We start from the raw sequence: 4,509 nt of genomic DNA, 5'->3' as shown, positions 1-4,509 counted from the left end.
GAGGACCTGCGCGGGCTCGAGCGCGGCAAGCCCACCATCAAAGGCGTCGGCCACTCGCATATAGACCTGGCCTGGCTGTGGCGGCTCGCGCACAGCCGCGAAAAGGCCGCGCGCACCTTCAGCACCGTCCTCCACCTCATGCGGCAGTATCCCGACTACCACTTCATGCACTCGAGCCCGCAGCTCTACAAGTTCCTGTCTGAGGACTACCCGGAGCTGTTCGCGCGGGTGGGGGAGAAGATCGCTTCGGGGGCGTGGGAGGTGACCGGCGGGATGTGGGTCGAGCCGGACATCAACCTGCCCTCGGGCGAGTCGCTCATCCGGCAGCTTCTCTACGGCAAGCGCTATATGCGCGAGACCTTCGGTGTGGAAACGAAGGTACTGTGGCTGCCCGATGTCTTCGGTTACTCCTGGGCCCTGCCGCAGATCCTGAAGGGCAGCGGCATCGACTCTTTCATGACCACCAAGATCTCCTGGAACCAGTTCAATCGCTTTCCCCACGACACCTTCCGCTGGCGCGGCCTCGACGGCAGCGAGATCCTCACGCACTTCATCACCACGCCCGAGCGCGGCTCGGGGCACTACACCTACAACGGCGAGTTTCTACCCTGGGACATCAAAGGCATCTGGGACAACTACCGGCAAAAGGACCTCAATGACGAGTTGCTCCTGGCCTACGGCTGGGGTGATGGCGGCGGCGGGCCCACCCGGGAGATGCTCGAGACCGTAGGCGTCATGAAGGACCTGCCGGGCTTTCCCAAGGTGGAACTGGGCCACGTCGAGCCGTACTTCAAGCGTCTGAACGAGCGCCTTGAGGACAAGGACGTGCCCGTCTGGGACGGCGAGCTCTACCTCGAGTACCACCGCGGTACCTACACCTCGCAGGCGCAGGTCAAGCGCGCCAACCGCAAGGCCGAAGTCCTCTACCATGAGGCCGAGTGGCTCGCGGCGCTGGCCGCGGTCCTCGGCGGCGCGGACTACCCCGACCTCCGCGAGGGCTGGGAGCTCATCCTCTACAACCAGTTCCACGACGTCCTGCCGGGCTCCTCCATCCGGGAGGTCTACGAGGACAGCGCTGCGGACTACGCGCGGATCGAGGTCATCGGGAGGAAGGCCCTGCAAGTGGCGCAGGATACCGTCTTGGGGAGGCTCGGGCTCGAGCGGGAGAGCCTGGTGGTCTTCAACGCGCTCTCCTGGCCGCGCGACGGCTTAGTCGAGCTGCCCTGGACCGAGGCGCTCGCTGCCAAGATGCCCAGCCAGGTCGCCCAGGAGGGCGGGCAGAAGACGCTGCTCGTCCACGTCCAGGGTGTCCCCTCGCTGGGCTACCGGGCCTATCCTCTCGGCCCTCACTTCGTGGAGCCTCGCGAACAGTCCTCAGTCCCCAGTCTTCTCACTCCTAGTCCTCTCACCGTCTCCTCCCGCCACCTCGAGAACGCCTTCTACCGACTCGAATTGAGCGAGCGCGGGCAGATCCGCTCGCTGTTCGACAAGGAGCACGGCCGCGAGGTGCTCGCCCCTGGCGCTCGTGGCAACGTCTTTCAGGTCTTCCAGGACAAGCCGCTGGCCTTCGACGCCTGGGACATCGATCCTTTTTATCAGGAGAAGGTGCGGGAGGTGACCGAGCTTGCTCACGCCGAGGTCGAAGAGGAGGGGCCGCTCCGGGCAACGCTGCGGCTGACGTGGCGCTTCTACGACTCGACCATCACCCAGCAGCTCAGCCTCTACGCGCACTCGAGGCGGATCGACTTTCGCAGCGAGGTCAACTGGCAGGAGGCGCAGCTCCTGCTGAAAGTGGCGTTTCCCGTGAATGTCCGCGCTACCAGGGCGACTTACGACATCCAGTTCGGCAACCTGGAGCGCCCCACCCACTGGAACACCTCCTGGGACTGGGCGCGCTTCGAGGTGGTGGGGCACAAGTGGGCGGACCTCTCCGAAGGCAACTACGGCGTGGCGCTCCTCAACGACTGTAAGTACGGCCACGACATCAGAAACAGCGTCATGCGCCTGACCCTGATCAAGTCGGCCGTCCGGCCGGACGCACGGGCGGACAAGGGCGAACACGTCTTTACCTACAGCCTCCTGCCTCACGCCGGGACCTGGCGGGAAGGCGAGGTGGTGCAAGAAGCCTACGCCCTCAATGTCCCGCTGCGCGCCGCCCTTGCCGCGCCGGGAACGACCGAGGGCGGGTTGCCGGGCCACTTCAGCTTCGCCGAGGTGAGCGCCGAGCACGTCATTCTCGAGACCATCAAGCGCGCCGAAGAGGGCGACGCCTGGATCGTTCGCGTCTATGAGAGCAAGCAGTACCGGAGCGACCGGGTCACCCTTCGCTTCGGCCGAAAGGTTCTTCGGGCCTCTCGCTGCAACCTTGTTGAGGAGGTGGTCGAGGAGGGGGATGAGCCGGTTCTCTTCGAGGACGATAGGCTGAGCTTCGCGATTTACCCCTATGAGATCAAGACCTTCAAGATCTGGCTGGCGTAAGGAAGCCTTCCCGCTAGAGGCCGTCTTGCTGGCCCCCCAGCACTCCGTAGGCCCTCAGCCGGTCCTGCACCGCCGCGGAGGCGAGGACCGCGATCAGGCAAGGGCCGCCCAGGAAGAGCAGGGCCACGAGCATCACGCTGAGGGCGGCGATCAGCAAGGTCATCCCCAACAGGACGAGGGTGTAGAGGGGGCTGGCCAGCACTGTGAAGAGGGCGTTGCGATAGGCGTGCAGGAGGCGTTTCTCGCGCTGCTCGAGCAGGTAGGGCAGCGCGTAGAACTGCACCGTCAGCCAGAGTGCGCCCAGCGAGAGCGTGAGCGCCCACAGCCAGGTGCTCCAGAGGGTGCCGAGCCCAGCGTAGAAGTGCAGGCTCGAGGCGATCAGGAGGGCGACGATGACGTTGGACAAGAACCACTTCCAGCCCAGCAGAAAGTGCTCTTGGCCCGCCTGCCAAAAGTCCCTCATGCCGGCGTCCTCGCCACGCGCCAAACTGTTGGCCACGTCGTAGGCCGCCAAGGTCGCCGGAGGGCCCAGGGCGACGCTCAAACAGCAGAGCGCCCACACGACGTTGATCGCCGCCAGGACGACCCAATTGCGCCACCACAGGTCAAAGGCCCCAGCAAAGATCTTGAAAGGAGAAGGGGAATGTTCGGTCATCGGCCACCTCGCCTGTGTCTCAGGACTCGATTCTACCCAGCCGCCCTGTCTTTCCCCGGCGGAGCGAGTGAAATGACAGGGCTGACGCATCTTACTGAGGGATAAGCCGTCTGAGAAGCTGAACACGAAACTCTTCGTTCAACGATTTGCCTTGACGCTTTTCAGATTTTACACTCAAGGCATGGAACATGACCTGAAGGTACGAACAGAACGGGTAGACGACATTCCTGTGCTGCTTGCGCAGCTAGAGAAGATGAAGGTTGCCGAGACGCTGGATGAGCAGGTTGAACGCCACGGCAACCGCCAGGGCTTGAGCATCGGCGAGGTGATGATGGTGTGGCTGGCGTTCATCGTTTCCGAAGGGGATCACCGCATGAACCAGTTGGAAGCGTGGGTAGGAGAGCGCCATGAGACGCTGGGCGGGTGCTTAGGCAGGGAGGTTGAGAGTAGGGATGGCCACATCGCACGGTTGGCGCATGTGCTGGAGCAGCTGAGCGATGATGAGATATGGGCGAGCTACGAGGCCGAGCTTAGGCATTGATGTCCGCCTTGATCATCTTGGCAATCAGCGTGCCGCTACCGGGACCGCGCTTCGGCACCGTCACGTCAAGGTAGGCTTCATCCAGCGACAAGGGCTCTACCAAGTCCGTGAAGGCCGAGAACACTTCCCGGATTTCTCTCGAGACGCTTCTGTACACGTCCGGGCGGGGCTTGATGAACAGCAGCCCAGGGCATTTTTGCTTTGCTAAGCGCGAGGACATGGCACTCCTCACGCCGTACTTGCGTGCTTCGTAACTGGCGGTCATCACCACCCCGCGTTCCCCATCGTGGCCCACCGCGACGGGCTGGCCGCGTAAGCTGGGGTTGTCGCGCTGTTCGGTGGCGCTGTAGAAGGCGTCGAGGTCAACGTGGACGATCTTGCGCATCAACCTCATTATCCACGGTAAAACTTGTAGCTTGAGCATTGCTTAAGCAATACTCCGGACAGTTCAGCTGGGGGTGACAAGAGGGCCGTCAGCTGATAGATAGAGGTATGAACAAACCCATCAGCGACGGCTTGAAAGCAATCATAACCGACGTCCTCACCCACCTACCAGAGGTGAGACACTGGCAAAAGTCGTTTTTGACGACTCTCTTTACGACCATGCTGTTGCTGCCCAGCAAGGTCACGTTTAGCAACCTCGGGCGCTACAGCGCGTTGAACGAGAAGACTTACAGGCGGCAGTTTCGACACAGCTTCAACTTCGACGCGTTCAACCAAGCCTGTACCCTACGGCAACTTGGGACGAACAGGCGACTGGCAGCAGTGATAGACGCATCCTATGTTCCCAAGAGCGGCAAGAAGACGTTTGGGCTTGACCTATTCTACAGCTCCA

Annotated in this window: 4 protein-coding genes and 1 pseudogene; 3 read left to right on the top strand and 2 right to left on the bottom strand. The window is 62.5% G+C overall.

Annotated features, from left to right (window positions below; translation table 11 throughout):
* Positions 1–2,478 (top strand): alpha-mannosidase (locus tag M3498_10290; GenBank protein MDQ3459670.1); only part of this gene is annotated, 2,478 nt, incomplete at its 5' end.
* A 13-nt stretch (positions 2,479–2,491) separates the two neighbouring features.
* On the opposite strand, the gene M3498_10285 is transcribed toward M3498_10290, so the two are convergent.
* Positions 2,492–3,133 carry a DUF624 domain-containing protein gene (locus M3498_10285; protein ID MDQ3459669.1) on the bottom strand — a complete coding sequence of 214 codons (642 nt, stop codon included), beginning with the start codon at positions 3,131–3,133 and terminating at the stop codon, positions 2,492–2,494.
* Between the two features lie 181 nt (positions 3,134–3,314).
* Here M3498_10285 and M3498_10280 point away from each other — a divergent pair, with 181 nt between their 5' ends.
* The gene (locus tag M3498_10280; protein MDQ3459668.1) at positions 3,315–3,674 is read left to right on the top strand and encodes a hypothetical protein; all 360 of its coding nucleotides are present in this window, start codon (positions 3,315–3,317) and stop codon (positions 3,672–3,674) included.
* A gap of 7 nt (positions 3,675–3,681) precedes the next feature.
* Here the strand turns inward: M3498_10280 and M3498_10275 are convergent.
* Positions 3,682–4,068, bottom strand: a pseudogene (locus tag M3498_10275) (DNA polymerase IV).
* Positions 4,069–4,166: 98 nt separating this feature from the next.
* Between M3498_10275 and M3498_10270 the strand changes: the two are divergent.
* On the top strand, positions 4,167–4,509 hold a 343-nt coding region (locus M3498_10270), incomplete at its 3' end, for an IS4 family transposase (protein ID MDQ3459667.1).

Source organism: Deinococcota bacterium, assembly GCA_030858465.1.
In the GTDB taxonomy this organism is placed as follows: domain Bacteria; phylum Deinococcota; class Deinococci; order Deinococcales; family Trueperaceae; genus JALZLY01.
The sequence above is the reverse complement of the archived record's forward strand: the minus strand, read 5'-3'. Positions and strand labels throughout refer to the sequence as shown.

What these genes read in the sequence shown, in the direction of transcription:
- M3498_10285 (MDQ3459669.1), bottom strand. Translation starts at nt 3,133, where the DNA reads ATGACCGAACATTCCCCTTCTCCTTTCAAGATCTTTGCTGGGGCCTTT.
- M3498_10280 (MDQ3459668.1), top strand. Translation starts at nt 3,315, where the DNA reads ATGGAACATGACCTGAAGGTACGAACAGAACGGGTAGACGACATTCCT.